General features: G+C 71.8%; 25 protein-coding genes. 11 read left to right on the top strand and 14 right to left on the bottom strand.

Features of this window, described 5'->3' with window-relative positions; translation table 11 throughout:
• Window positions 1-7: 7 nt before the first annotated feature.
• Window positions 8-2,053 (bottom strand): acyl-CoA dehydrogenase family protein, encoded by a 2,046-nt coding sequence (locus tag I4Q55_RS26750; protein WP_206791421.1) that lies wholly within the window; start codon window positions 2,051-2,053, stop codon window positions 8-10.
• A gap of 141 nt (window positions 2,054-2,194) precedes the next feature.
• On the opposite strand from I4Q55_RS26750, the gene kstR reads away from it, so the two are divergent.
• Together kstR and I4Q55_RS26740 are read left to right on the top strand one after the other, a co-directional pair.
• On the top strand, window positions 2,195-2,821 hold the full coding sequence (gene kstR / locus I4Q55_RS26745; protein WP_091307891.1) for a cholesterol catabolism transcriptional regulator KstR: 627 nt from the start codon (window positions 2,195-2,197) through the stop codon (window positions 2,819-2,821).
• Window positions 2,818-3,513, top strand: a complete 696-nt coding sequence (locus I4Q55_RS26740; protein WP_206791420.1) for a maleylpyruvate isomerase family mycothiol-dependent enzyme — start codon at window positions 2,818-2,820, stop codon at window positions 3,511-3,513. Before kstR ends, I4Q55_RS26740 begins: the two co-directional genes overlap by 4 nt.
• Here the strand turns inward: I4Q55_RS26740 and I4Q55_RS26735 are convergent.
• Together I4Q55_RS26735 and icmF are read right to left on the bottom strand one after the other, a co-directional pair.
• Window positions 3,467-4,297, bottom strand: coding sequence for an LLM class F420-dependent oxidoreductase (locus I4Q55_RS26735; protein ID WP_206791419.1), 831 nt, complete (start codon window positions 4,295-4,297; stop codon window positions 3,467-3,469). The two genes, I4Q55_RS26740 and I4Q55_RS26735, sit on opposite strands and share 47 nt — an antisense overlap.
• Before the next feature lie 121 nt (window positions 4,298-4,418).
• Window positions 4,419-7,652 carry a fused isobutyryl-CoA mutase/GTPase IcmF gene (icmF, locus tag I4Q55_RS26730; RefSeq protein WP_206791418.1) on the bottom strand — a complete coding sequence of 1,078 codons (3,234 nt, stop codon included), beginning with the start codon at window positions 7,650-7,652 and terminating at the stop codon, window positions 4,419-4,421.
• A 138-nt stretch (window positions 7,653-7,790) separates the two neighbouring features.
• On the opposite strand from icmF, the gene I4Q55_RS26725 reads away from it, so the two are divergent.
• From I4Q55_RS26725 to I4Q55_RS26710, 4 genes are all read left to right on the top strand, one after another.
• Complete coding sequence (locus I4Q55_RS26725) at window positions 7,791-8,117, top strand: helix-turn-helix transcriptional regulator (RefSeq protein WP_206791417.1); 327 nt, start codon at window positions 7,791-7,793, stop codon at window positions 8,115-8,117.
• Window positions 8,110-8,541 carry an SRPBCC domain-containing protein gene (locus I4Q55_RS26720; RefSeq protein ID WP_206791416.1) on the top strand — a complete coding sequence of 144 codons (432 nt, stop codon included), beginning with the start codon at window positions 8,110-8,112 and terminating at the stop codon, window positions 8,539-8,541. The genes I4Q55_RS26725 and I4Q55_RS26720 overlap by 8 nt, the downstream gene beginning before the upstream one ends.
• Complete coding sequence (locus I4Q55_RS26715) at window positions 8,538-9,188, top strand: DUF899 domain-containing protein (protein WP_206791415.1); 651 nt, start codon at window positions 8,538-8,540, stop codon at window positions 9,186-9,188. Before I4Q55_RS26720 ends, I4Q55_RS26715 begins: the two co-directional genes overlap by 4 nt.
• Before the next feature lie 94 nt (window positions 9,189-9,282).
• Window positions 9,283-9,843: a dihydrofolate reductase family protein gene (locus I4Q55_RS26710; protein ID WP_206791414.1), complete on the top strand. Its 561-nt coding sequence runs from the start codon at window positions 9,283-9,285 to the stop codon at window positions 9,841-9,843.
• A 48-nt stretch (window positions 9,844-9,891) separates the two neighbouring features.
• Here the strand turns inward: I4Q55_RS26710 and I4Q55_RS26705 are convergent, their stop codons facing one another.
• From I4Q55_RS26705 to I4Q55_RS26690, 4 genes are read right to left on the bottom strand one after another with little or no spacing between them, the layout of a single operon-like run.
• Window positions 9,892-10,455, bottom strand: coding sequence for an ATP/GTP-binding protein (locus I4Q55_RS26705; RefSeq protein WP_004561255.1), 564 nt, complete (start codon window positions 10,453-10,455; stop codon window positions 9,892-9,894).
• A 28-nt stretch (window positions 10,456-10,483) separates the two neighbouring features.
• A complete protein-coding gene (locus tag I4Q55_RS49400; RefSeq protein WP_242546803.1) occupies window positions 10,484-11,200 on the bottom strand; it encodes a DUF742 domain-containing protein in 717 nt (238 codons plus the stop codon).
• Window positions 11,201-11,207: 7 nt separating this feature from the next.
• Complete coding sequence (locus tag I4Q55_RS26695; protein ID WP_004561253.1) at window positions 11,208-11,660, bottom strand: roadblock/LC7 domain-containing protein; 453 nt, start codon at window positions 11,658-11,660, stop codon at window positions 11,208-11,210.
• On the bottom strand, window positions 11,657-15,631 hold the full coding sequence (locus I4Q55_RS26690) for a nitrate- and nitrite sensing domain-containing protein (RefSeq protein WP_206791627.1): 3,975 nt from the start codon (window positions 15,629-15,631) through the stop codon (window positions 11,657-11,659). Before I4Q55_RS26690 ends, I4Q55_RS26695 begins: the two co-directional genes overlap by 4 nt.
• A gap of 1,021 nt (window positions 15,632-16,652) precedes the next feature.
• Between I4Q55_RS26690 and I4Q55_RS26685 the strand changes: the two genes are divergently transcribed.
• Together I4Q55_RS26685 and I4Q55_RS26680 are read left to right on the top strand one after the other, a co-directional pair.
• The gene (locus I4Q55_RS26685) at window positions 16,653-17,072 is read left to right on the top strand and encodes a DUF485 domain-containing protein (RefSeq protein WP_206791412.1); all 420 of its coding nucleotides are present in this window, start codon (window positions 16,653-16,655) and stop codon (window positions 17,070-17,072) included.
• A complete protein-coding gene (locus I4Q55_RS26680; RefSeq protein ID WP_206791410.1) occupies window positions 17,069-18,661 on the top strand; it encodes a cation acetate symporter in 1,593 nt (530 codons plus the stop codon). Before I4Q55_RS26685 ends, I4Q55_RS26680 begins: the two co-directional genes overlap by 4 nt.
• 7 nt (window positions 18,662-18,668) lie before the next feature.
• Here I4Q55_RS26680 and I4Q55_RS26675 read toward each other — a convergent pair whose 3' ends face one another.
• The gene (locus tag I4Q55_RS26675; RefSeq protein ID WP_206791408.1) at window positions 18,669-19,235 is read right to left on the bottom strand and encodes a TetR/AcrR family transcriptional regulator; all 567 of its coding nucleotides are present in this window, start codon (window positions 19,233-19,235) and stop codon (window positions 18,669-18,671) included.
• 136 nt (window positions 19,236-19,371) lie between these two features.
• On the opposite strand from I4Q55_RS26675, the gene I4Q55_RS26670 reads away from it, so the two are divergent.
• Window positions 19,372-20,796, top strand: coding sequence for an MFS transporter (locus I4Q55_RS26670; RefSeq protein ID WP_206791406.1), 1,425 nt, complete (start codon window positions 19,372-19,374; stop codon window positions 20,794-20,796).
• Between the two features lie 80 nt (window positions 20,797-20,876).
• On the opposite strand, the gene I4Q55_RS26665 is transcribed toward I4Q55_RS26670, so the two are convergent.
• From I4Q55_RS26665 to I4Q55_RS26645, 5 genes are all read right to left on the bottom strand, one after another.
• Window positions 20,877-21,221 carry a DUF3817 domain-containing protein gene (locus I4Q55_RS26665; protein ID WP_206791625.1) on the bottom strand — a complete coding sequence of 115 codons (345 nt, stop codon included), beginning with the start codon at window positions 21,219-21,221 and terminating at the stop codon, window positions 20,877-20,879.
• A 26-nt stretch (window positions 21,222-21,247) separates the two neighbouring features.
• Window positions 21,248-21,628, bottom strand: coding sequence for a hypothetical protein (locus I4Q55_RS26660; RefSeq protein WP_206791404.1), 381 nt, complete (start codon window positions 21,626-21,628; stop codon window positions 21,248-21,250).
• 65 nt (window positions 21,629-21,693) lie between these two features.
• Entirely contained in the window at window positions 21,694-22,608 is a 915-nt protein-coding gene (locus tag I4Q55_RS26655) for a lytic murein transglycosylase (protein WP_206791402.1), read from the bottom strand.
• A 121-nt stretch (window positions 22,609-22,729) separates the two neighbouring features.
• Window positions 22,730-23,212, bottom strand: a complete 483-nt coding sequence (locus I4Q55_RS26650) for a hypothetical protein (RefSeq protein ID WP_013224355.1) — start codon at window positions 23,210-23,212, stop codon at window positions 22,730-22,732.
• A 315-nt stretch (window positions 23,213-23,527) separates the two neighbouring features.
• Entirely contained in the window at window positions 23,528-23,695 is a 168-nt protein-coding gene (locus tag I4Q55_RS26645; RefSeq protein WP_206791401.1) for a hypothetical protein, read from the bottom strand.
• A gap of 101 nt (window positions 23,696-23,796) precedes the next feature.
• On the opposite strand from I4Q55_RS26645, the gene I4Q55_RS26640 reads away from it, so the two are divergent.
• Both I4Q55_RS26640 and I4Q55_RS26635 read left to right on the top strand, forming a co-directional pair.
• Complete coding sequence (locus I4Q55_RS26640; protein ID WP_206791400.1) at window positions 23,797-24,570, top strand: crotonase/enoyl-CoA hydratase family protein; 774 nt, start codon at window positions 23,797-23,799, stop codon at window positions 24,568-24,570.
• Window positions 24,571-24,784: 214 nt separating this feature from the next.
• Window positions 24,785-25,315, top strand: coding sequence for a GNAT family N-acetyltransferase (locus I4Q55_RS26635; RefSeq protein WP_206791399.1), 531 nt, complete (start codon window positions 24,785-24,787; stop codon window positions 25,313-25,315).
• Here I4Q55_RS26635 and I4Q55_RS26630 read toward each other — a convergent pair.
• Window positions 25,312-26,448 carry a CaiB/BaiF CoA-transferase family protein gene (locus I4Q55_RS26630; protein WP_206791398.1) on the bottom strand — a complete coding sequence of 379 codons (1,137 nt, stop codon included), beginning with the start codon at window positions 26,446-26,448 and terminating at the stop codon, window positions 25,312-25,314. The two genes, I4Q55_RS26635 and I4Q55_RS26630, sit on opposite strands and share 4 nt — an antisense overlap.
• Window position 26,449: the final 1 nt, after the last annotated feature.

Here is a 26,449-nt window from a genome sequence, read left to right as displayed (position 1 = left end):
CGGGGCATCAGCCGCGGGGCAGGCCCAGCAGGCGTTCCGCCGTGAGGGACCGCAGGACCTGCGTGGTGCCGCCGGCGATCGACAGGCAGCGGGTCAGCAGGAATTCGTGCTGGGCCGGGCCGTCGGCGAGCAGGGCGGCCGTGCCGGCCAGCGAAAGCGCGAACTCCGCCACGTCCTGGCGGTGCTGCACCCCGAGCAGTTTCCGGACGCTCGACTCGGCACCCGGGTCCTGGCCCGCGAGCCGGCGCAGCGCCGCCCGCAGGTCCAGCACCGAGCCCGCGACGCCGTCGGCCACCAGGGAACCGAGCCGGTCCAGCGCGACGTCGTCCAGCGCCGATGCGTCCACAGTGGACACCAGGGTTCGCACGCTCTCGCCGACCGCCGACCCGCTGCCGATGGCCACCCGCTCGTTGGCCAGCGTGGTCCGCGCGAGGCGCCAGCCGCCGCCCGGCGGGCCGACGACGTCGGCGTCCGGCACGAACACGTCGTCGAGGAACACCTCGTTGAACACCGCCTCGCCGGTGATCTCACGCAGCGGCCGCGTCGTGATGCCCTCGGCGCGCATGTCGACCAGGAAGTACGTGATGCCCTTGTGCCGGGGTGCGTCCGGGTCGGTGCGGGCCAGGCAGATGCCCCAGTCGGCTTCGCGGGCCAGCGACGTCCACACCTTCTGCCCGGACAGCCGCCAGCCGCCGTCGACGCGCCGCGCCGAGGTCCGCAGCGAGGCCAGGTCGGACCCGGCGCCGGGCTCGCTGAACAGCTGGCACCACGTGATCTCGCCGCGCAGGGTGGGCCGGGCGAACCGGGCGCGCTGCTCGTCGTCGCCGTGCTCGAGGATCGTCGGCACCGCCCACGCGCCGATCACCAGGTCCGGACGGTGGACACCGGCGGCCGCCAGCGCCGCGTCGATCCGCAGCTGCTCCGCGGCCTCGGCACCCCGGCCGTAGGGCGCCGGCCAGTGCGGCGCCAGCAACCCGGCGTCGGCCAAGGCGACCCGCTGGTCACGAGCGGGCAGCGCGGCGATCCGCGCGACCTCCTCCCGCAGCGCGGGGTCGTCACCGACGTCGATGCTCAACGCGCGCTCGGTCCCCGACAGCGCCAGCGACGCCGCCCGCCGCCGCCACGACCCGCCGAGCCACTGCCGCAGGGCCACGGCCCGGCGCAGGTACAGGTGCGCGTCGTGCTCCCAGGTGAACCCGATGCCGCCGAGGACCTGGACGCAGTCCTTGGCGTTGGCGACGGCCGCGTCGAGGGCGACGACGGCCGCGCTCGCCACCGAAAGCGGGTGCTGCCCGGAAGCCGCGTCCCAGGCCAGTGCTTCGGCGGCTTCGGCGCGGCAGAGCATCTCGGCGCACAGGTGCTTGATCGCCTGGAACGCCCCGATGGGCTTGCCGAACTGCTCGCGGACTCCGGCGTACTCGACCGCGACGGTCAGGCAGCGGCGCGCCACGCCCGCCGCCTCGGCCGCCGCCAGGGTCGCCGTCAGCGGGGCGACCGGCGGCACGGCGAGCGGCTCGGCGCGGACACCCGAGAACCGGACGCGTGCCAGCGGGCGCGAGAAGTCGAACGCGGCGAGGGGCTCGACCGTCACGCCGGGCGTGCCGGGCGCGAGCAGGACGTGGCCGCCGTCGACCGGGACGAGCAGCCAGGCGTCCGGGTGCGCGCCGGGGACGGGCCCGCTGACGCCGTCCTCGAGGGACACGGCGTCGAGCAGCACCGCGACGGTGGCTTCGCCCTCGGCGAGGGCCGGGAGGAGCTCCTTCGCGTCGGGGGCGCCGGCGAGCAGGAGGCCGCCGAGCGCGGTGCCCAGCACCGGCCCGGGAACGAGTTCTTCCGCCGCCGCGGCGAGCCCGGCGGCGAGGTCGGCGACACTGCCGCCGGCCCCACCGGCCGCCTCGGGCAGCGCGACGCCGAAGAGGCCGAGCCCGGCGAAGCCCGCGGGAATTCCGGCGCCGGCCCCGGCCCGCACCGCCTCTCGCGGGTGGTGCGCCGCGGACCAGGCGTGGATCGCCTCGGCCAGGGCGAGCTGTTCCTCGGTGAGCGCGACCGGCATGGGGCCTCCTCGCGAATGAGCGACACTACTCGCGAGTGTAGAACGTGTTACAGTTTTCCGGCCAGTGGGTCAATTGTCGCGAGGTTCGCCAGGACAGGTAATCTACGTCGTGAACTGGAACAAGTTCCGAAGGACGGGGGAATGCCGATGCCAGGCAAGACCAAGGCCCGCGGCAACGGCCTGAGCGCGATCGGTGCCGACGAACTCGGCTCGGCCGCCCAGCGCGACCGCCGCCGCCGGATCATCGACGCCACCCTCGCGCTCGCCTCGAAGGGCGGCTACGACGCCGTCCAGATGCGTGCCGTCGCCGAGAAGGCCGACGTCGCCCTCGGCACGCTGTACCGGTACTTCCCCTCGAAGATCCACCTGCTCGTCTCCGGGCTGGCCCGCGAGTTCGAGCGTGCGCAGGAGAAGCTGGAGCGCCAGGCCATCCCGGGCGAGACGCCCGCCGAGCGGCTGATGTTCGTGCTCGGCCGCAACACCCGCATGATGCAGCGCGACCCGCACCTCACCGAGGCCATGGTGCGCGCGTTCATGTTCGCCGACACCTCCGCCGCCGCCGAGGTCGAGCAGGTCGGGCGGCTGATGGAGAACATGTTCGCCAAGGCGATGGGCATCGCCGAGCCGACCGAGGCCGACCGCGACATCTTCCACGTGGTCGCCGACGTCTGGATGGCCAACCTGGTGGCCTGGGTCACCCGCCGCGCCTCGGCGGCCGACGTCGCGAACCGCCTCGAACTGTCGGTGCACCTGCTGCTGGACAAGTGATCCCGGTCGCGGCGGTCGCCGAAGCGCACCGCCGGCTGCACCACGCGCTGGACGAGCTGACCGACGAGCAGGTCCGCGAGCCGTCACCGCTGCCCGGCTGGACGCGCGGGCACGTGCTGGCCCACGTCACCGACGCCGGGCGGGCGCTCGCCGACCTGGTCGAAAAGGCCCTGCTCGGCGTCCTCGCCCCGCTTTACGACCCGCGGACGCACGACCGCGACGGCATCATCGAAGCGACCGCGGGCCGCACCGCCGACGAGCACCGGCGCGCCCTGCTCCGGCACTCCGTCCGCCTGGAAGACGCCTGGGCCCGGGTCCGCGACTGGGACCAGCACGTCGACTACCGCGACGGCAGGCTGTCCAGCACGGTCTTCGCGCGGTGGCGGGAAGTCTGGATCCACGCCGTCGACCTCGACGTCGGCATCGGGGTGGCCGACTGGCCCGAGGACTTCGCCGTCCACGCGGTGGACTTCCTCGCCGAGCGCCTGCCCGGCGGCGTCGCGGCCCGGGCCGGCGATCGCCGCTGGGGCGCCGGGGGCACCGAAGTCACCGGGCCCGTGCGGGACCTGGCCGCCTGGCTGGCCGGCCGGACCACCGGCGAGGGCCTCGCCGGTGACCTTCCGGAGCTCGGCCCGTGGCCGGGCCTCAGCGGTGCGCGGCGGCCACCTTCGCCAGCTCGTCGAGGGCCTTGAGCGTCTCCGCCTCCGGCAGCGTGTCCAGCAGGAACGTGTACTGCTCGACGCCGGCTTCGCGGAAGCCGTCGATCACCTTCGGCGTCGTCGGGCCGCCGAAAACCGCGAACCGCACGTCCTCGCGGCCCTGGTCGGCCAGCCAGCCGCGGACGCGCTGCGCCTCCTGGTACTTCGTGTAGCCCCGGAGGAGCCAGCCGTCGCCATAGCGCGCCAGGCGGTTCAGGGCTGCTTCGCTCTCGCCGCCGATGTAGATCGGGACGTGCGGCTTCTGCACCGGCTTCGGCCAGCTGAAGATCGGGTCGAGGTCGACGTGCTCGCCGTGGAACTCGGCCTCGTCCTTCGTCCAGATCTCCTTGAGCGCGGCCAGGTGCTCGTCCATCAGCGCGCCGCGGGTCTTCGGGTCGGTGCCGTGGTTGCGCATCTCCTCGCGGTTCCAGCCGACGCCGACGCCGAACAGCGCGCGGCCGTCGGAGATCAGGTCCAGCGACGCGACCTCCTTGGCCGTGTGGATCAGGTCGCGCTGGGCCAGCAGCGCGATCCCGGTGCCGAGCAGCAGCTCCGACGTCGCCGTCGCCGCGGCGGTCAGCGCCACGAACGGGTCGAGCGTGCGGTAGTACACGCGCGGCAGCTCGCCGCCGCCCGGGTACGGGGTTTCCCGGCTCACCGGGATGTGCGAATGCTCGGCGAGGAACAGCGAGCCGAAGCCGCGTTCTTCCAGCGCGGCACCGAGGACGTCGGGCCGGATGCCCTCGTCGGTCACGAACGTCGAAATCCCGAATTTCATGCTCAACCACTACCACCGGGGTGGATCGCTACCAGGGCGCCACCCCGATGGGCCGCGAGATGCCGTGGGACATCGGTACCCCGCGGCCGGCGCCGGTCTGGCGGCTGACCGCGGTCCGCCGCTAGACGTTGCGCCGGTACTGGCCGCCGACCTCGAAGAACGCCTCCGTGATCTGCCCGAGCGAGCACACCCGCGCGGCGTCCATCAGCACCCCGAACAGGTTGCCGCCGCGGGTGGCCGCCTCGCGCAGTGCCTTCAGCGCCTGCTGGGCCTCCTCGTGGTGGCGGTGCTGGAAGTCCGCGAGGCGGTCCAGCTGGGACTGCTTCTCGTCCTCCGTCGCCCGCGCGAGCTCCACCTCGACGTCCTCCTCCCCCGCGTGCGGGTTGCGGAACGTGTTGACGCCGATGATCGGCAGCGAGCCGTCGTGCTTCTTGCGCTCGTACAGGATCGACTCGTCCTGGATCTTGCCGCGCTGGTAGCCCGTCTCCATCGCGCCGAGCACGCCGCCGCGCTCGGAAATGCGGTCGAACTCGGCCAGCACGGCCTCCTCGACCAGGTCGGTCAGCTCGTCGATGACGAACGAACCCTGCAGCGGGTTCTCGTTCTTCGACAGGCCCCACTCCTTGTTGATGATCATCTGGATGGCCATCGCGCGGCGCACGGACGACTCCGACGGCGTCGTGATCGCCTCGTCGAACGCGTTGGTGTGCAAGGAGTTCGCGTTGTCGTACAGCGCGCACAGCGCCTGCAGCGTGGTACGGATGTCGTTGAAGCTCATCTCCTGCGCGTGCAGCGACCGCCCGGACGTCTGCACGTGGTACTTGAGCTTCTGCGACCGCTCGTTCGCGCCGTAGCGCTCGCGCATCGCCACCGCCCAGATCCGCCGCGCCACCCGGCCGAGCACCGAGTACTCCGCGTCCATGCCGTTGGAGAAGAAGAACGACAGGTTCGGCGCGAAGTCGTCGATGTCCATGCCGCGCGCGAGGTACGACTCGACGTAGGTGAAGCCGTTGGACAGCGTGAACGCCAGCTGCGAGATCGGGTTCGCCCCGGCCTCGGCGATGTGGTAGCCGGAGATCGACACCGAGTAGAAGTTGCGGACGCCGTGGTCGATGAACCACTCCTGGATGTCGGCCATCATCCGGAGGCTGAACTCGGTCGAGAAGATGCAGGTGTTCTGACCCTGGTCCTCCTTGAGGATGTCGGCCTGCACCGTGCCGCGGACGTTGCGCAGCACCCACTCGCGCAGCTCGGCGGCTTCGGCGTCCGACGGCTCGCGCCCGTGCTCGGCCTTGAACGCCTCGACCTTCTGGTCGATCGCCGTGTTGAGGAAGAACGCGAGGATCGTCGGCGCCGGGCCGTTGATGGTCATCGACACCGACGTGTTCGGCGCGGTCAGGTCGAAGCCGTCGTAGAGGACCTTCATGTCGTCGAGCGTCGCGATGGACACGCCCGAGGTGCCGACCTTGCCGTAGATGTCCGGGCGGGTGTCGGGGTCGTGGCCGTAGAGGGTCACCGAGTCGAACGCCGTGGAGAGCCGCTTGGCCTCGGAGTCGGCCGACAGCAGCTTGAAGCGGCGGTTGGTGCGGAACGCGTCGCCCTCGCCGGCGAACATCCGCGCCGGGTCCTCGCCGTCGCGCTTGAACGGGAACACGCCCGCGGTGTACGGGAAGTAGCCCGGCAGGTTCTCGCGGCGCAGGAACGACAGCAGCTCGCCGGACTCGGCGTAGCGCGGCAGGGCCACGCGCGGGATCCGGTTGCCCGACAGCGTGTCGCGCCACAGCTGCGTGCGCAGCTCCTTGTCGCGGATCTTGACGACCAGCTCGTCCTGGCGGTACTCCTCGGCCAGCGCCGTGAACCGCGCCAGGAGCTTTGTCGACTCGCCGTCCACAGCGGACTCGGCGGCGGCGATGAGACCGTCGAGCGCGTCGGTCGACGCGTCCACGTTGGACAGTTCGTCACGCGCGGTCTTCAGGGCCTCGTACTTGCGGATCGCGGCGACCTGCTGCGCGGTCTTCGCGTGGTAGCCGCGCACGGCCTCGGAGATCTCGGCCAGGTAGCGAGCCCGGTTGCCCGGGATGATCGTCGAGGCGTCGGTCGAGACCTTGCCTTCGACCTTCGGCAGCGTCCCCGCCGACACGCCGAGGCCCCGCTCGGCGAGCAGGCCGCGCAGGTACTGGTACAGCGCGGTGACGCCGTCGTCGTTGAACTTCGCCGCGCTCGTGCCGTACACCGGCATGTCCTCGGGGCCCTCCGAGAAGGCCTCGCGGTTGCGCACCAGCTGGCGGGCGACGTCGCGGCGGGCGTCCTCGGCGCCGCGGCGCTCGAACTTGTTGATCGCGACGACGTCGGCGAAGTCGAGCATGTCGATCTTCTCCAGCTGCGACGCGGCGCCGAACTCCGGCGTCATCACGTACAGCGACTCGTCCACGTAGTCGACGATGCCGGCGTCGCCCTGGCCGATACCGGGTGTCTCGACGATCACCAGGTCGAACCCGGCGGCCTTGCAGGCCAGGATCGACTCGCTCAGCCCGGCCGGGATCTCCCCCGACGTCGTGCGCGTGGCCAGGGAGCGGAAGTACACCGGCGAGCCGTCGAGGCAGTTCATCCGGATGCGGTCGCCGAGCAGCGCGCCGCCGCCCTTGCGCCGCGACGGGTCGACGGCGAGCACCGCGATCCGCAGCTTGTCCTCCTGGTCGAGGCGGAAGCGGCGGATCAGCTCGTCGGTGAGCGACGACTTGCCCGAGCCGCCGGTGCCGGTGATGCCGAGCACCGGAACCTCGCGCTTGCCCGCGGCCTCGGTGATCCCGCCCAGCAGGTCGCTGGACAGCGTCGAAGCCTGCAGCTGGGTGATGACCCGCGACAGCGCGGCGACGTCCCCGGAGAGCACCTTGTCCAGCGCGGGGGCCTCGGCCGCGAGGTCGACGTCGCAGGCCTTGATCATCATGTTGATCATGCCCGGCAGGCCCATCTCGTAGCCGTCTTCGGGCGAGAAGATGCGGGCGACGCCGCGCGAGTGCAGCAGCTCGATCTCCTCGCGCACGATCACCCCGCCCCCGCCGCCGAAGACCTTGATGTGGCCGGCGCCGCGCTCGCGCAGCAGCTCGACCAGGTAGGAGAAGTACTCGACGTGCCCGCCTTGGTAAGCGGAGATGGCGACACCCTGGACGTCCTCGGCGATGGCCGCGGTGGCGACCTCGTCGACCGACCGGTTGTGGCCGAGGTGGACGACCTCCGCGCCCTGTGACTGCAGGATCCGCCGCATGATGTTGATCGACGCGTCGTGGCCGTCGAAGAGGCTCGACGCCGTGACGAACCGGACGGGGTGCACGGGGCGGTACAGCTCGCTGCTCATCCCTCCAAAATACTTTGGCTTCCTACTATTGGAAACCCGATGACCCGTGACGCAGCTCTCACAGCAGCCCGGGAGAACCTTGACAACCACCAGCTCGTGCCTATCTTTAACAAGTGCGTTAATTAACAGGATGGTGAAATGACAGACACGCTGAGCCGCACGTTCTCGGCCCTCGCCGACCCGACCCGGCGCGCCATCCTGGCCCGCCTTTCGGCAGGCGAAGCGACCGTGAACGAGCTCGCCGAGCCGTTCCCGATGAGCCTGCCCGCGGTGTCCCGGCACCTGAAGGTCCTGGAAGAGGCCGGGCTGATCACCCGCGGCCGCACCCGGCAGTGGCGGCCCTGCCGGCTGGAGGCGAAGCCACTGGAAGACGTCGCCGACTGGGTGGCGACCTACCGCCGCTTCTGGGACGACGGGTTCGACCGCCTCGAGGAGCACCTGAGGAGCCTGACCGGCGATGCCTGACCTCACCATCACCCGCGTGTTCGACGCCCCGCGCGACCTCGTCTTCGCCGCCTGGACCGAGCCCGACCAGCTCGCGAGCTGGTTCGGTCCGCAGGGGTTCACCTGCTCCGCGGTCACCGTCGACCCGCGTCCCGGCGGCCGCTGGCGGGCCTGCATCCACTCCCCCGAAGGCGAGGACCACTGGATGCGCGGTGTCTACCGCGAAGTCAGCGCCCCCGACCGGCTCGTGTTCACCTTCGCCTGGGAGGCGCAGGAACTGGAGACGCTCGTGACGATCGGCTTCGCCGACGTCGGGGGCAAGACCGAGATGACCTTCGTCCAGACCGGCTTCCCGGCCGTCGCCGAACGCGACGCCCACGACGAGGGCTGGACCTCCTGCTTCGAGGACCTGACCGGCTTCATCCGACGAAAGGACACCCGATGACCGCCACCCTGCCCGCCGTCGTCTCGCCCGAAGAGTGGCAGGCCGCGCGCGACGCGCTGCTCGCCAAGGAGAAGGCACACATGAAGGCGGCCGACCACCTCGCCGCCGAACGCCGCCGGCTGCCGATGGTCCGCTTCGACGCGAAGTACCGGTTCGAGAGCGCCGACGGGGAGAAGAGCCTGCTCGACCTCTTCGACGGCCGCCGCCAGCTGATCGTCTACCACTTCATGCTGCACCCGGGCGACGAGGCGGGCTGCCCCGGCTGCTCCCTGCTCGTCGACAACCTGCCGCACCTGGCGCACCTGCACGCCCGCGACGTCACGCTCACCGTCGCCGCGCCCGCCACCCTCGCCGAGATCGAGCGGTACAAGACGCGCATGGGCTGGGACGTGCCGTGGGTGTCCGCGCACGGCAGCGGCTTCACCGAGGACTGCGGGGTCGGCACGGGCTTCGGCGTCAGCGTGTTCCTCCGCGACGGCGACGACGTCTTCCGGACCTACTTCACCTCCGGCCGGGGCGGTGAAATGTTCCTGGCCTCGCACCGGTACCTCGACATCACGCCGCTGGGGCGGCAGGAGGCGTGGGAAGAGGAGAGCCGCGGCGACGACGCTCCCGGCTCGTGGTGGCGCCGGCACGACGAGTACTGAAAGTTTTTTCGCCGGCGGTGTCCGGTCGCCGTCCTCGGCTCCGACCTCCTGGTGTCAGACCGCACAGTGTCCGATACCGACAGAGGAGATGGAAATGCGCGAGATCGTCTACATGGTCCACGTTTCGCTCGACGGCTGCGTCGAGGGCCCGAACGGCGAGTTCGACTGGCCGGTGATGGGCCCGGAGCTGTCGGCCTACTCGCAGGAGCTGAGCGCGCGCGCCGGCGAGTTCGCCTACGGGCGGAAGGTCTGGGACATGATGTCGTCGTACTGGCCGGACGCCGAGTCGATCTCGGACCACCCGCACGACATCGCGTTCGCGCCCGTGTGGCGGGCGACGCCGAAGATCGTGTTCTCGCGGACGCTGGAGAAGGCGGACTGGAACACCCGCGTCTTCGGCGGCGACCTGACCGAAGCGGTGGCGTCCCTCAAGGCCGAAGCGGGCGAGAACGTGCTGCTCATGGGCGGCGCGGAACTGGCCGGCGAACTCACCGCGCGCGGCCTGATCGACGAGTACCAGGTGTTCGTGCACCCTGTCGTCCTCGGCGGCGGCAAGCGGCCGTTCGCCGAGGGCGCCGCGCGGCTCGGCCTGGAACTGGCGCAGTCGCGCATCTTCGACGACCAGGTCGTGCTGCTGCGCTACCGCCGTGCGTGAGCGGTGCCTCCGGGCCCGGGGTCGTCCCGGGCCTGGATGCCCACCGTGTCAGCGCGCGTTGGCCGCCCGCAGCGCGATCCACTGCCGCATGGCGTACTCGACCAGCGTGATCAGCGTCTGCTTGGTCGACTCGCGGTCCCGGGCGTCACAGCGGACGATCGGGATGTTCGGGTCGATCGACAGCGCCTCGCGGACGTCGTTGATGTCGTGCTCCAGCACGCCGTCGAACGTGTTGATGCCGACGATGTACGGCAGCCCGCGGTCCTCGAAGAAGTCGATCGGCGCGAACGAGTCGGCCAGCCGGCGCGTGTCGGCCAGCACGACGGCGCCGATGGCGCCGCGGACCAGGTCGTCCCACATGAACCAGAACCGCTGCTGCCCGGGCGTGCCGAACAGGTAGAGGATCAGGTCCGCGTCCAGCGACACCCGGCCGAAGTCCATCGCCACCGTGGTCGTCGACTTGCCCGGCGTGTGGTCGAGGTTGTCGACGCCCACGCTGGCGTCGGTCATCATCGCCTCGGTGGTCAGCGGCACGATCTCCGACACCGACCCGACGAAGGTCGTCTTCCCCGCACCGAAGCCGCCAGCCACCACGATCTTGGCGGATGTCATGGTCGGGGGCGCGGTGTCCCGCGGTGCCTTAAAGCCGACGGAGTCCACTCAAAACCCTTTCCATCAACACCAGATGTGCCTCGGCGCCGTCATTGCCCGTAATCGTCTTGTGCACCGTGACCAGCCCCGCGTCCGCCGCGTCGCTGATCAGCACCCGGGCCACGCCCAGAGGCACCCGCAGCGCCGAAACGATCTCGGCGACCGAACGGGGGGTCCGGCACTCTTCCATGATCGAGATGCACTCGATCTGCTCCGCGGCCACTTCGGGGAAGCCACCGGTGGCAGCGTAGTCCTTCGCGGAGATCAGTGTCTCCAGCTCCAGGGCGTAATTGGCCCGGGTGCGGCCGCCGGTCAGCGCGTAGGGCCGGACGATCGCCGTCAGCTCCTCGGGCGCGGGCGGCTGCTCGAACACCGCGGGCATGACGAATTCGCCGCTGGGCGGCCCCGGGTCGAACAAACCACCTGGTCTGGGGCTGTCCCCGTCGGTACTGCCGGGTGGCGAGACTAAAGAGGTCACACGATCTCCTTGGTCGGCCGACGGCGCGGACGCCGGCGGATCCGCGGCCGCGTACGCACCGGCGGCCGGGGGTGGCGGGGACTCCTTGCTCTTCTTGCGCTTCCGGCGGGCACGGCCGGAATCCAGCGTGAACCCGTTGAGGACGTCGGCGAACGTGCCGTCGTCCCCACGCCCGCCGGGGCTGTGCCCCGCGGGTGGTTCGCCGTCGAATCCGGACCCCGTGCTCATCGCGCCATCATCCCACCGGTTCGCCGATCAGCGACCCCCCGGAGCCCTGAAGCTGGGCGCGCAGCTCCGGCGTGAGGATCTGGCCGACCCGGTCGACGAGCATCGTCATCTCGTAGGCGACCTGGCCGATGTCGCAGTTGGGGGCGGCGAGCACGGCGAGGCAGGACCCGTCGCTGATCGACATCAGCACCATGATCCCGAGCTCCATCTCGACGACGGTCTCGTTGACCGCGCCGGCTTCGAAGCAGCGGGCGGCGCCCTGGGTGAGGCTGACCAGCCCGGACGCAACCGCGGCGAGCTGGTCGGCCCGGTCGAGCGGGAGCCGGTTCGACGCGGTCAGCAGCAAGCCGTCCGCCGAGACGACCACGGCGTGGGCCACGCCGGGCACCCGCTCCGCGAAGTCGTTCACCAGCCAGCCGAACTGGTTCTGCGTCGGCTGAGCGCTACTCGGCGAGGTCATTCACCCTCCAAGGTCTCGTGGTTGTTCTCGGCCGCCTGTGCGGTGCGGTGGCGTCCGCGCTCGATGCCCTGCTGGAAGCTCCGCAGGCGGCCGCGCACGTCGTGCGCGTCCCGTTGTGGTCGGGGGGCCGTGGCCCCGGTGGACGGTCCGGCGCTGCCCGGGAGCAGCTGCTCCCCGCGACGGCGCCGGGGCAATCCTGCCGAAGTGAAGGTGGAGGGTGTCGACTGGGACACCGCTTGCACCGCGCGCCAGCCGTCGTCCGTGCCGAAGTTCCACTCGGCGGTGGCTTCGACGGCGCTTTCTTCGCGGCGCGGAGCGGGGGTCTCCGGAGCCTTCCGGCTGGGGAGCGAGGCCGGCGGAACGGCCGGACGGCCGTTGGCGACCGAGTCCGGGAGCGGCAGCTGCCCGGATTCCTGGAAGATGTCCGGGTGCCGGCCGTTCGGCTGCGGGAGGGTGCCGGACGCCGAGCCGGCGGGGATCACGGTCCCGCTCGGGCGGCGGCTGGGGAGGGTGCCGTTCGCGGGGGGCCGCCGGCCGGGCTGAGCTGCCTCGTCCGGCTGCGGGGTCGGTGCCTCTCCAGCGGGTGCCTGCTGAGTGGGTGCGGACGCCTGCTGGCCACCCGCGGGTGCCTGCGGAGTAGCCGCCGACGCCTGCGAAGTGGCCGCAGGAGCCTGCCCAGCGGCCGCGGACGCCTGCTGACCAGCCGCAGGTGCCTGCTGAGCGGGTGCGGGCGCCTGCGAGGTGGCCGCAGGAGCCTGCGGAATGGCCGCGGGTGCCTGCGCAGCGGCCGCCGCTTCCTGCGAGGCCGCCGCAGATGCCTGCCCGGCGGCGGACGCCTGCTGACCAGCCGCGGGTGCCTGCTGCGCTGCCCCCTGCTGCCCTGTGCCCTGCTGCGGTGCGGTCTGCTCCGAGCCCGGCTCCTGCTCGGCGGCACCCGGCTGCTGCGGGACGGCCTGCTCGGCGGCACCCGGCTGCTGCGGTGCGTTCGCCGAACCAGCCGGTGTGGCCTGCGAATCCGGCACGGCCGCCGAACCGGTTGCCTGCGCCGCCCCCGCGCTCTGCTCGACCGCCGGCTGGGCACCTGCTCCTGCCTGCGCCGCCTGCCCTGACGACTGGGCCGTGCCCAGCCCCTGCCCCGTCGCGGATCCCGGGGCCGGCTGGGTCGGGCGGACTCGCTTGGCCGCGGCCTGGCGGCGGCCGCGGGTGACTCCTTGCTGGAAGCTGCTCAAGCGCCCGCGCACGTCGGCCGGGTCGCGGACCGGGAGGTCCGGGCGGGCCGGGGCCGGCTTCGGGGTTGCCGCCGGGGAAATCGGCGTTGCGCTGCCCGGGAGGAGCTGCTCGCCGCGGCGGCGGCGGGGGAGGCCCGCGTCCGTGAACGCCGTCGGCTCGGCCTTCGTCCGCTCCTCGACCGTGCGGAAGTTCTCGTCGCTCGCGAAGTCCCAGCTGCGGCGCTCCTCCGGCGGGGCCTCCTGGGCGGCCGCCGGTTCTTCCTCGGAACCGGCCGGCTTGTCCTCGCGGAACCACGCCGACAGCATCTCGTCGAAGATCGGCGTCGTCTCCGAGCGGTCCGGGGCCGGGGCCGGCGGGGGTGGCTCGGCGCCCGCCGTCGCCTCCTGCCACCAGTCGCTGAGCGTCGTCTCGTTGGCCGTGAACAGGTCCTTGCCCGCCGGGAGGTCGTCCGCGCGCGGCGGCTGCTGCGGGAGCGGCAGCACCGCCGGCACCGGCGGCAGGGGCGGGCGCTGCGGCGGGACGTCGCCGTCCTTCGTGATCGGGGCGAACAGGGCCGTCCCGGAAATCTCCAGGTCCGACGGCGGGCGCACGCCACCGGACAGGCCGGCGAGGTCGCTCGCCGACGGCCACCGCTCCTCGCCCATCGCCGGCTGCTGCGGCACCACCGGCCGCGGGCGGGTCGCGCCGTTGACCGGGCGGCGCGGCAGCTGGTTGCCCGCCGCCGGGCTGGCCGGGTGCTGCTGCAGGGCGCCGATCGGGCCGGTCGCCGGGCCGTCGGTCACCGGCATCACCAGCTCCGGCGGGACCACGACCGTGGCGCGGACGCCGACGATGTCCTTGCCGCCGTGCAGCGACACCCCGATCCGGTGCCTGCTGGCCAGCCGCCCGACGACGAACAGGCCCATCCGGCGCGACGTCACCAGGTCGACCGACCCGGCCTCGGTCAGCCGGGTGTTCGCCTCGATGACCTCGCACTCGTTCATCCCGATGCCCTTGTCCAGGATGTCGATGTGGAGCGAGCCGTCCTCGCCCAGCCGCGACGCCACGGTCACCGTGGTCTCCGGGGCGGAGAACGCCGCGGCGTTGTCCAGCAGCTCGGCGACCAGGCGCATCAGGTCGCTCGCCGCGTAGCCGACGATCCGGGCCGGGGGCGGCGGCTGCACCTGGACCCGCTGGTACTGCTCGATCTCCGACACGGCGGCGCGGAGCATGTCGGTGGTGCCGACCGGCTTCCCCGACCGGCGGCCCGGCTCGGCGCCCGAGAGCACCATCAGGTTCTCGTTGTTGCGCCGCATCCGGGTGGCGAGGTGGTCGAGCTGGAACAGCGTCGCGAGCTGGTCGGCGTCCTCCTCGTCCCGCTCGAGCTGCTCGATCAGCTGCAGCTGCCGCTGCACCAGGCTCTGGCTGCGCCGCGACAGGTTGACGAAGACGCTGCCGTAGCCGGTGCGCATCGCGGCCTGCTCGGTCGCCAGCCGCAGCGCCTGGTGGTGCACCTTGTCGAACGCGCGCGCCACTTCGCCGACCTCGTCGTCGGTGTGCACCGGGACCGGCTGGACGTCGGTGGCCTGCGCGCGCCCCTCCTGGATGTTGCGGACCGCCTCCGGCAGCGCGGTCTCGGCGACGTCGAGGGCGCTGCGGCGCAGCACCTTCAGCGAGCGCAGCAGCTGGCGGGTGATGAGGAAGACGACCGCGACGGCGAGCACCATCGCGGCGAACAGCAGCACCGCGAGCAGGCCGGCGCCGCTGCTGGAGGAGTCGACCAGCTCCGCCGCGGTCTGCGCCGCCGACGCGCCGAGCCGGTCGGCGATCTGGACGATCTGCGTGTGCATCGCCGCAGAGGCGGCGGCCCAGTCGGCGGCCGACAGCGCGCGGAAGGCGTCGTCGACCGTGCTGCTCTGCGCGTTCAGCACCGTCTCGACCATCCGGGCCCGGCTCTGCGCCTGCGTGCCTTCGGCGATCGCCGCGAAGTCGCGCTGCAGCGTGTCGCCCGCCGCGGAGCGGAAGTCGACGAGGCGGTCGGCGAGCCGCAGCTCGGCGGCGCGCAGGGTGGCCAGCTCGCTCGGCGTCAGCCCGCCGCGGCCGATGCCGTAGGAGACGAGAGCCTGGCTCAGCGACACCTGCTCGCCCGCCACCAGCAGTTCGTGCAGCCCGGCGGGCATGCCGCCGAGGGTGCCGTCGCCGGCGCCCGCGGTGGCCGCGGTGTCGAGGCTGATGAGCGATCCGGTGAGGGCGGAGTACGTCGTGATGGCCTGGCCCGGGTCGAGCTGGCCGCCGTCGACCTGGCGGCGCAGGAAGGCGAGGTTGCCGACCTGGGCCGTCGCCGCGCCCGCGGGTCCGGCCACGCCGGGCTCCGCTTCGGCGGCCCTGGCCTGCGCCGCGGTGAACGGGGCGGTCGCGGCGTCGGTGGCCTTGCGCGCCGCGGCCAGCTCGGGCGTGCCGCCGACGGTGCCCTCGGTCAGCATCGCCGCGGTGACCGTGCGCTCCTGCTGGAGCGCGGAGGTGAGCGCGCGCACCCCGCCGCCGAGCGCGACGAGCCGGTCGAGCCGCTGGTACTCGTCCGAGCGGCCGACCTGCGCGGCGATCGTGGCGACGCCCAGCACCAGCGCGAGGACGATGGGCACGACCGTGACGGCCGAAAGCTTGACGGGCAGGCTCCAGTCGCGCCACTGCACGAGCGCGCGCCACAGGGCCTTCCCCTTCGACTGCCGGGGCGCTCGGCCGAGCAGTTCCCCGACGGGCACCTGACCTTCTCCTGCAACGGTCACGTGAGTGACTCCCTGTCCGGCGTCATGGATCCGCGTCGGCGGCGGGGCGTCCCGGCTCGCGGCGGGCCGCCGGACGGTCGTGCCGTCCCTGCCCTGCCGCTTCCCCGGCGCCCTCGCTCGTCCCCGGCTGCCCCGCCGGCCACGCGCTCGTCCCCGAGCGGGCACCGCCTCGTCCCGTGCCCGGGAGTGTGCCCGGGACTATGCACGTGCACGTCGCAACTTGCGTTGTGCACGGTGATCGAGATCAACTTTATCGGTGCCAATCGATCGCTGTGGTCAGCTGGGCCAAAGAATCGTACCCCCGACGCCGTAGGGGTCAATTGTGTTCCCCGTTCGGGCGCTGACCTGCGAAAAGTGCTTTCGCGCCCGGACGCGGGCCACGCCATTCCGCCTCACCGCCCCCGAAGAGGGAATTCCGGTTACCGGACGCGGGCGCTTGTCGCATCCGGCCGTCACCCGATTAGCCCAGGCAGGGTAGCAGCATCCCTCGGTCGATCTACACTCCGTACCACCAACGGGTGGGTCAAGGCCCAAGATGTGCCCGATGTTGTGGCGTTGCGCGTTCCCCCGCCCCGACCTGGTGATTTCTTTCGGAACCCTACGCTGACCAGTGGATCTTCGCCGTACTCCCCCAGCCCGATGACACCCGCGAGCAGGATCAAGCCCGCCATTTGGCTACCTTCGGTGACCAGGTCGGCGAGGCGACCAGCGGCGTTACCCCGTTTGCCGCAACGCAGATCCGTCTCGGACAACCACCCGTCACAATTCTTTTCGGCATTACGGACGTTCTCCGCGGTGCGTTGTCGCCGGTCACCCATTCGACGTGACCGACGGGAAAACGAATACCGCCGGTACGAACCGACCGGGCGGTCGGCCGCCTTCGAGTGCGTCCGGACGGCGTAGTTACGATGTGCCCTCGCAGTCCGCAAGGGCGGTCCGGCGCCCTGCCCGCAGGCGCCCGGACCCGCCGCCACGGAGGCACTCTGCCGGAGGCACCATGTACGACGTAGCGCGGCCCGCGCCGGGCAACGCCCTCGAGGAGACGGGCCGGATCCCGGTCCTGCCCGCCGGGGACCAGCACCGCCGCCCCGCCCCCTCGGGCCCCGACTACCCCGCGATCCAGGCCAGCCCCGAGTTCGTCTCGCTGCGCCGCCGGTTCCGCTGGTTCGTCTTCCCGATGAGCTTCGCCTTCTTCGCCTGGTACATGACCTACGTGCTGCTGGCCGCCTACGCGCACGACTTCATGAGCCGCAAGGTGTTCGGCCAGGTCAACGTCGCGATCCTGCTCGGGCTCGGCCAGTTCGCCAGCACCGCGCTGGTCACCTGGCTCTACCTGCGCTACGCGCGCCGCCGCCTCGACCCGCGGGTCGAGGAGCTGCGGGCACGCGCGGGCCTGGTGGAAGAGAAGCGCCGATGACCGCGCTCGCGGCGGGCGGGCTGACCGCCAGCGACCCGGTCGTCAACACCGCCGTGTTCGGCCTGTTCGTGGCGATCACGCTGTACGTCGTCTACCGGGCCGGCAGCCGGAACTCCTCGACGTCGGACTACTACGCCGCGGGCAGCGCCTTCACCGGACGCCAGAACGGCATCGCGCTCTCCGGCGACTTCCTGTCGGCGGCGTCGTTCCTCGGCATCGCGGGCGCGATCGCCGTCCACGGCTACGACGGCTTCCTCTACTCCATCGGCTTCCTGGTCGCCTGGCTGGTCGACCTGCTGCTGATCGCCGAGCTGACGCGCAACACCGGCCGGTTCACGATGGGCGACGTGATCAGCTTCCGGATGCGGCCGCGGCCGGTCCGGGCCGCCGCGGCGACGTCGACCCTGGTGATCTCCCTCTTCTACATGCTGGCGCAGATGGCGGGCGCCGGCGGCCTGGTCGCGCTGCTGCTCGACATCCACACCCGGCTCGGGCAGGCGCTGATCATCGGCGTGGTCGGCCTGGTCATGGTCCTCTACGTGCTGGTCGGCGGGATGAAGGGCACCACGTGGGTGCAGATCATCAAGGCCGGCGTGCTGATGCTCGCCGTCGTGCTGATCGCGGTGTTCCTGTTCGGCAAGTACGGCTTCAGCTTCTCGAACCTGCTTTCGGCCGCCACCGAGAAGAGCCCGCTGGGCGAGCGCCTCCTCGAACCCGGCGGCTCCTACGGCAAGGACGGCACCACCAAGCTCGACTTCGTGTCGCTGGCGCTGGCCCTGGTGCTCGGCCTGTCTTCGCTGCCGCACCTGCTGATGCGCTTCTACACGGTGCCGAACTCCCTGGAGGCGCGCCGCTCGGTCGTCTGGGCCACGGTCTGCATGCTCATCTTCTACGGCTGCACGCTGGTGATCGGCTTCGGCGCGGCCGCGCTGGTCGGCTCGGACGAGATCAAGAACGCCCCGGGCGGCGAGAACTCGGCGGCGCCGCTGCTGGCGCTGCACATCGGCGGGACGCTGCTGCTGGGCGTCATCGCGGCGGTGGCGTTCGCGACGATCCTCGCGGTGGTGGCCGGGCTGACGATCACCGCGTCGGCCTCCTTCGCCCACGACGTCTACGCGAACATCTTCAAGCGCGGCAAGGCCGAACCGGCCGACGAGGTCCGGGTGGCGCGGCTGACCGCGATCGTGGTGGGCGTGCTGGCGATCGTCGGCGGCGTGCTCGCGAACGGGCAGAACGTCGCGTTCCTGGTGGCGCTGGCGTTCGCGGTGGCGGCGTCGGCGAACCTGTCGACGCTGCTGTACTCGTTGTTCTGGAAGCGGTTCAACACCACCGGCACGCTGTGGGGCATGTACGGCGGGCTGATCGCGTGCCTGGTGCTGGTGCTGTTCTCGCCGGTCGTCTCGGGCGCCCCGGACGCGATCTTCAAGGGCATCGACTTCGCCTGGTTCCCGCTGAAGAACCCCGGCCTGGTGTCGATCCCGTTCTCGTTCCTGTGCGGGTTCGTCGGGACGCTGGTGGGCCGGCCGAAGGCGGACGCCGAGAAGCAGGCCGAGATGGAGGTCCGCTCGATGACCGGCATCGGGAGCTGAGCCGCCCTCAGGCGCGCAGGCCGGCGAAGATCACGTCCAGCACGCGCTCGCGCTCTTCCGGGGTGCAGTTGCGCACGGCCATCCCGGCGCCGTGGCCGAGCCGGAGGACGTCCGCTCCGACGACGTCCGGGCGGACCAGCCCGGCCTCCTGCGCCGTCTCGACGAGCACGCCCGTCGCCTCGCGGAGCCGCTTCTGGCAGTACTGGAAGGTCTCCGAGCCGGCGTCGATCGACTCCTTGAGGATCGTCGCCAGCTTGTGCCGCTCGACCACCCAGGTCACCTGGGCGAGCAGCCAGGCTTCGAGGGCCTCCCACGGCGGCAGCTCGTCGTGCAGGACGAACGCGCGGTCGGCGAGCACGGTGATCTCCTCGCGGTAGACCGCTTCGAACAGCTTCTCGCGCGTCGGGAAGTGCCGGTAGAGCGTGCCCGCGCCGACGCCGGCCGTCTTGGCTATGTCGTCGAGCGGCACGTCGGCACCGTGCGCGGTGAAGAGCTCCTTCGCCGTCGCGACGATGCGCTCGTAGTTGCGGCGCGCGTCCGCCCGCATCGGACGTGCCGTGTCCCCGCCCGGCATCCCGGCCTCCTCGCCACTTAACCGGAGAGATTCTCCGAATTCACTTGCGCATCCGGAGACGCTCTCCATATTATCTGACCACAGCCAAGTGGAGAACATCTCCGCTTCTTCCTCTTACTCCTCGGGGGAGTATTCCTTGTCGCAACAGACGCTCGACCGCGCGCCCGTACCGGCGCGCCCCCACCGCAGCGGGCTGGTCCTCGCGATCATCCTGATCTGCCAGCTGATGCTCGTTCTCGACGCGACGGTCATGAACGTGGCCCTCCCGCGCATCCAGTCCGAACTGGGGTTTTCCGCCACCGGCCTGTCCTGGGTGATGACCGCCTACAGCCTGGTCTTCGGCGGCCTCCTGCTGCTCGGCGGCCGGGCGGGGGACCTGTTCGGCCGGCGGCGCATGTTCGTCGTGGGCACCACCGTGTTCACGCTCGCGTCGCTGGCCGGCGGGCTCGCCGACTCGGCCGCGCTGCTCATCGCGGCCCGCGTGCTGCAGGGTGTCGGCGCCGCCATGGCGGGCCCGAGCACCCTGGCGCTGGTCACGACGACGTTCACCGAAGCCAAGGCCCGCGTCCGGGCGCTGGCGCTGTTCTCCGCGATGTCCAGCGGCGGCTTCGCGATCGGCCTGATCGTCGGCGGCCTGCTCACCGAGTGGATCTCGTGGCGCGCCGCGCTGTTCATCAACGTCCCGTTCGGCCTGGTGATCGCCCTGCTCGCGCCGCGGTTCGTCCCGGAACCCGAACGCCGCCGCGCGCACCTCGACCTGCCCGGCGCGGTCACCGGCACCCTCGGCGTCGGCGCGCTCGTGTTCGCCTTCACCCACGCCGCGTCGAACGGCTGGGGCAACGCGGTGACGCTCGGCTCGCTCACCGCCGGCCTCGTGCTGCTCGCCGTCTTCGTCGCCGTCGAAGCCCGCACCGCGCTGCCGCTGGTCCCGCTGCGGCTGTTCGCCGACCGCAACCGCAGCGCGGCCTACGTCAACTTCTTCCTCGGGCCGATGGCGATGATGTCGATGTTCTTCTTCCTCACCCAGTTCATGCAGGACATCCGGCACTTCGCCGCGCTCGCGACCGGGTTCGCGTTCCTGCCGATGGCGGCGCTGATCTTCACCATGAGCAGGCTCGTGCCGCGGCTGCTCCCCCGTTACGGGCCGAAGCCGCTGGCCGTCACCGGCTCGATCCTGATGGTCGCCGGCGTCGGCTGGCTCACCCTGCTCACCACCGAGAGCACGTACTTCCCGGCGCTGTTCGGGCCGCTGCTGCTGATGGGCCTCGGCGGCGGGCTGTCGTTCGCGCCGCTCAACGTGATCGTGATGGCGAGCGTGCCGGGCGAGGACGCGGGCGCGGCGGGCGGCGTGCTACAGACCATGCAGCAGGTCGGCAGCACGCTGGGATTGGCCGTCCTGGTCACGGTGTTCGGCTCGGTCACCCGCTCGGCGGGCACGACGGGAGCCCAGCTGACGGTCGACGGCATGACGGCGGCGTTCGCGACGGCCGCGGCGTTCGCGGCCGGCACGGTGCTGGTGGCGCTGACGTTCCGCCGGGTTACCAATCCGGCCGGAAAGTAGGCCGACCCCCTACGCGCGGCACGTAACCGTTGCCGCAAAATCGTTCGGCCGTGACTGTGGCCGGATTGGTAACGATCGACTCAGTACAGCTTCTGCCCGGCCTTGACCTTGTGCGTCACCCGGCGCTCGACGAGGAACGAGACGAACGGGACGCAGCCGGCCAGCAGGACCAGCACGGTGCCCTTGATCGACCAGCGGGCCTTGATCGCCAGGTCGATGGTGAGCACCAGGTAGATCATGTAGAGCACGCCGTGGATGGGCGAGTAGACCGCCGACGGCGCCGCGTTGCCGAAGGCGTACCGCAGCACCATGACGAAGCAGAGGCCGAGCAGGCCGACACCGGTGACGTACGCGGCGGTGCGGAACCGGGCCAGGGGGCCGTCGAGCGGCACGGCGGTCCGGGCGCCTTCGGTGCTGGTGGTCATCGGGTCGTCGTCCTCACTCTTGCTCTTCACTCTGCGGCCTGCTGGTCGCGGGCGTTCAGCTCGCGCAGGTAACGGTTGTAGGCGGCCAGCTCTTCGTCCTCGTCCGCGACCTGGGTGTCCGGGCGGGGACGAGGGGCGGGCACCTCGGGCTTCTCGGGGGCGGGCGCTTCGGGCTCGGCTGCCGCCTTCTGGTTGAGCTTGCGGATCCGCCAGAACATGAAGGCGGGGAAGAGCCCGAACAGCGGCCACTGCAGGACGTAGCCGAGGTTCTGGAAGGTGCCGTTCGCGGAGGTGAAGCGGTCCCACTGCCACCAGGCGAGCCCGCAGCAGACGAGCAGGCTCACCAGGCAGGTCGCGACGATCGCGATCCGCCGTCCCCACGGGGAGGCGGTCTCGGAAGCTGGCACGCTTCGACGCTAGCACTGGCCGGCTGAGAGGCGACGCCCGACTGCGGAGCAGGGTGGCCGGGCTCTCAGCCCTGCTTGCGCACCGACTGCGCCGCCTTCGCATACCCGTCCGCGAGGCCGAACACCTTCTGCGCGTACTCCGTCGAGTTGTTGTACGACAGGATCCCCGCCCACCACCCGCTCGGGCTCGCCATGTCCCGGCCGCCCGCGCACAGGTACCGCGCCGCCGCCAGGGCCGCGTCGTCGATCTGCTGCGGGTCGCCCAGGCCGTCGCCGTTGCCGTCCGACGCCCACTTGCGCCACGTGCTCGGGATGAACTGCATCGGGCCCACCGCCCGGTCCACGCCGGCGTCGCCGTCGTAGCGGCCGCCGTCCGTGTCGCCGATCGCCCGGACTCCCGCCGATCCGTCCAAGGGGACCCCGATGATCGGCTTGGACGGGCGGCCGTCCGCGCCGAGGACCGCGCCCGCGTACTGGCCGTGGTTGGACTCGATGCGGCCGATGCCCGCGAGCGTCGCCCACGAGATCTTGCAGCCCGGCTGGTTCGCGCGCAGCGCCAGCTCCGCGTTGCCGTAGGCCTGCAACGCCCGCGCCGGGACGCCGGTGGCCGCCGCGACCTGGGCCGCCCACTCGGACAGCGTGGCCGGGCCCGTCTCGCGCGGGCGGGCCTGCTGGGGCGACGTCTGCTGCTCGGCTCCGCCCGCCACCGCGCCGCCGGCCGGGGCGACCGAGCCCGGGCGGACGTCGGCCGCCTTGACCTGCAACGCGGGGATCTCGGTCGTGGTCGGGCTCGCCTCCGGCGTTGCCGCGCGGGTGACGAGCCAGATCCCGCCGCCGGCCACGGCCAGCACGGCGAGGACCACGATCAGCCGGGTGAGCACGGCCACGCCCGGAGCGCGCGGTGCCGGTGCGGCGGGGGCGGCTTCCTCGGCGTGAGCGCCGATCGGGTCGTCCTCGGTCTTTCCGGTCCTGGTGCGCACGAACTCCGGTCCTCCAGCGTGTGTCGACGAACTGTCAACGAGCCCGCGCAGGCTAGCGTTACGCGGGCCGTCCCGATCGTCTCACCACGCCGGGTCACCCGGCCGAGTGGAAAACGTCTCGTCAGGCGGACTTCTGCTGCCGCGCGAGCCGCGCCACGCACCAGGCCGGGGCGCTGCCGCGGCGCAGGTGCTGCAGGACGGTCATCGGCCCGAGCCGGCGGCTCAGGTCGGACGGCGCGAGACCGGCCGCCCGGTAGTCGAGGGCCCGCTGGTCGAGCGGGCTGATGCCGGCGTCCCACCACTCCTCGGCTTCGGCGACGCCGCCGACCATCTGCCACCAGCCCGCGGCGGCGGTGAGGAGTTCTTCGGGCACCTCCGGCAGGCGGCTGCGCATCGCGGCGAGGTAGCCGGGGTCGGCCGACTCGACGGGGACGAACCGCGACTGGCCGGTCCGGGCGCGCTGGCCGGGAATGCCCGGAGCCTGCGCGGGTGCGTCGGCCAGCCACGCGGAAGCGATGCGGTCGACCTCCTGCTCCTCGGGAGTCCTCTCGCGCTCGGCGGCCCACTGCCGGATCAACGCGTCCACTCCGGGATCTCCGGTCATCCCTGCCTCCTTGTAGGTCCCCGACGGACAGGCCCTGACGCCTGCCCCACGCGGTGGTGCCGCACGCACCAACCTGCACCTTGCTGAGTGGAAACTGCCTGCGTACCGGGGTTCTCCGGGGGGATGGCGAACCACCCGATCACGCAATGTGAGCACCGTAGGGCCGGGGTGGTCTCCTTCGCCAGACCCCGGATGCCACGAATTCGACGACCTGCGCGTTTTCGGCCGCAATCCACCCGGATGGTCGAGTGCCGGAGTCCGAAATCCGGGATTGGTGACACTGGGTGATTTACCGTCCGTTAACACGCACGGTAGTCAGGAGAAGAGGGCCCGGAAGAACGTGACGATCGCTTCGGCGCCGTCCTTCAACCAGCCGAGCACGCGGTGCACGAAGTCGGCGGACTGGGTGGGCTGGGTGATCAGGAGGAAGAGCACGAGCGCGACCACGCCCACGATGAGAACCTTCTTCACGCCGCCCGACATGCGCTTCCTCCCCGGCTCGCCGTCCCCGTCCTGGGAGTGGCCACTCCAATACTGTAGGGAAGGCGTGCACGGAAGACACCTCGATCACCCCGGGAGCGGCCATGTCCGGCAACGTGCTGGTGCGGCGGGACGGCGCGGTCACGACGATCACCATCGACCGGCCGGCGGCCCGCAACGCCGTCGACGGACCGACAGCGGCGGAGCTGGCCGACGCCTTCCGCGCCTTCGACGCGGACCCGAACGCAGCCGTCGCGGTGCTGACCGGAGCCGGTGGCGCGTTCTGCGCCGGGGCCGATCTGAAGGCCGTCGGCACCGACCGGATGAACCGGACTCACCCGGACGGGGACGGCCCGATGGGTCCCACCCGGATGGCCCTCGGCAAGCCGGTGATCGCGGCGGTCTCCGGGCCGGCCGTCGCGGGCGGGCTCGAGCTGGCCCTGTGGTGCGATCTGCGGGTCGCGGACACGACGGCGGTGTTCGGCGTGTTCTGCCGCCGCTGGGGCGTCCCGCTGATCGACGGCGGGACGGTGCGGCTGCCGCGCCTGATCGGCCAGTCCCGGGCGATGGACCTGATCCTCACCGGACGTCCGGTCGACGCGACCGAGGCCTTCGAGATCGGCCTGGCCAACCGGCTGGTCCCGGCGGGCGAGGCGGTGCCGGCGGCCCAGGAGCTGGCCCGGCAGCTGGCGGCGTTCCCGCAGGCGTGCCTGCGCGGCGACCGGCGGTCGGCGCTGGCGCAGTGGGGCGAGTCCGAGCAGGACGCGCTGACGGCGGAGTTCGCCGCGGCGATGGGCCAGGGAGTCCTGGCGGCGGAGGCGGTCGACGGCGCGGCCCGCTTCACCGCCGGCGACGGCCGCCACGGCACCTTCGCGTGACCCGACGGGCATCACCCGTGATCAGGAAGGCATCACCCGTGCTTGAAGGGGCATCACACGTGATGCCCGTCCAGTCACGGGTGATGCCCGTCCAGTCACGGGTGATGCCCGTCCAGTCACGGGTGATGCCTTTTCCGTCACGGGTGGTGCCTCTAGCGAGTTATCTTCCGTGAAGCCTGCGCTGTTCCGGTCAAGCGGCCGATAAGGTCTGCGGATGGATGACGACGGTGTCAGAGTGGAGCTGCGGCCGGTGGCCGAAAGCGATCTCGATCTCCTGGAACGGCTGACCAACGATCCCGTCGCCGCCGGGGAGCACCAGTGGTTCGGGTGGCACGATCCCGGTTATCTGCGCCGCCGGTGGCTCGAAACCGGGATGCTGACCACCGACACCGGCATGCTCGTGCCGACGCTGGGCGGGCGCGTGCTCGGCCTCGTCTCGTGGCACCGGACCCGCACCGGGCCGATGTCCTACTGCTGGAACATCGGGCTCGTGCTGGCCCCGGAGGCCCGCGGTCACGGCTACGGCACCGAGGCCCAGCGCCTGCTCGTCGACTACCTCTTCGCCCACACCCAGCTCAACCGGGTCGAAGCGACGACCGAGGCCGGCAACCGCGCCGAACAGCGCTCGCTCGAAAAAGCCGGCTTCACCCGCGAAGGCGTCCTTCGCGGCTACGACTTCCGCGACGGCGAGTGGCGCGACCACGTCATCTACTCGGTCGTGCGCTCCGACCGGGCCAAGCCCTAGGCGATCACCCCCGCCGCGCGCAGGGCGCCGAGGTCCGTGACGCCCAGTTCCGCGAGGACCGCCTCGGTGTCGGATCCCTTGGCGCGCGGGGCTTCCGGCGTCGACGGCGGCGTGCGGTCGAACCGCGGGGCCGGCGCCGGCTGGACCATGCCGCCGATCTCGACGAACGTGCCGCGTGCCGCGTTGTGCGGGTGTGACGCCGCTTCTTCGGGCGACAGCACCGGTGTCAGGCACGCGTCGGTGCCTTCGGCGCGCGCCACGAGGTCGTCTCGCGTGTGCTTCGCGATCGCTCCCGCCACGATCTCGCGCAGGCGCGGCCACTGCGTCCGGTCGATGTGCAGTGGCAGCTCCGCCGGGTCCAGCTCCAGCACCTGCACCAGCGCACTCCAGAACCGCATCTCGATCGCGCCGACGGCGACGTACTTGCCGTCCGCGGTCTCGTACGTGTCATAGAAGGGCGCGCCGCCGTCGAGCATGTTCTCGCCGCGGCCCTCCGACCAGAGGCCGGCCGCCTTGATGCCGTGCAGGCTCGTGGTGAGCAGCGCGGCGCCGTCGACCATCGACGCGTCGACGACCTGGCCGCGGCCGGACGTGTTCCGCTCGTACAGCGCGGCCAGGATGCCCATCGCCAGCAGCAGCCCGCCGCCACCGAAGTCGCCGACGAGGTTGAGCGGCGGGACCGGCCGCTCGCCCGCGCGGCCGATCGGCTCGAGCGCGCCGGCGATGCCGATGTAGTTGATGTCGTGCCCGGCCGCCTTCGCCAAGGGCCCGTCCTGGCCCCAGCCGGTCATCCGCCCGTAGACCAGCCGCGGGTTGCGGGCGTGCACGACGTCGGGGCCGAGCCCGATCCGCTCGGCGACGCCCGGGCGGAAGCCCTCGATGAGGACGTCGGCGCCGTCGCACAGCTTCAGCACCAGCTCGACACCCTCCGGCGTCTTGGTGTTGATGCCGACGGACCGGCGGCCGCGGGCGAGCGGGTCGGTCTGGATGCCGAGGACGTCCTCCCCCGGCTGCGCGCGGTCGACGCGGACGACGTCGGCACCGAGGTCGGCGAGGATCATCGTGGCGAACGGCCCCGGCGCGAGCCCGGCGAGTTCGACCACCTTCAGCCCGCTGAGCGGACCTGCCTTCATG

The organism is Amycolatopsis sp. MtRt-6 (genome assembly GCF_017308975.1).
In the GTDB taxonomy this organism is placed as follows: domain Bacteria; phylum Actinomycetota; class Actinomycetes; order Mycobacteriales; family Pseudonocardiaceae; genus Amycolatopsis.
The sequence above is the reverse complement of the archived record's forward strand: the minus strand, read 5'-3'. Positions and strand labels throughout refer to the sequence as shown.